Annotated in this window: 1 pseudogene; it reads right to left on the reverse strand. The window is 29.1% G+C overall.

The features are described from left to right. Positions 1 to 19 precede the first annotated feature (19 nt). A pseudogene (locus SB775_RS31695) lies at positions 20 to 254 on the reverse strand (LCP family protein); the annotation flags it as partial.

Here is a 254-nt window from a genome sequence, read left to right on the forward strand (position 1 = left end):
AGATCTAGCAGCCTTTTTATTATAATTTTTTATGTTCATTTTTATTCGTAACACCAAGATGTTCTTGTAGTGTTGTCGAAATATTATTGACGCTTGTTTCATTTGGAACGTAATAATAAATACCACCTATATATTTATCGGTACCTTCTACTTGCATTTTGTCCATTTTTAAATTGGAATCCATTGAATTTTTGGCAATTGTCATCATATCATCAAAAGTTAAATTTGTTTTTAAGTCTTTATCGACGGCGTCT

The organism is Peribacillus sp. SIMBA_075 (genome assembly GCF_046534585.1).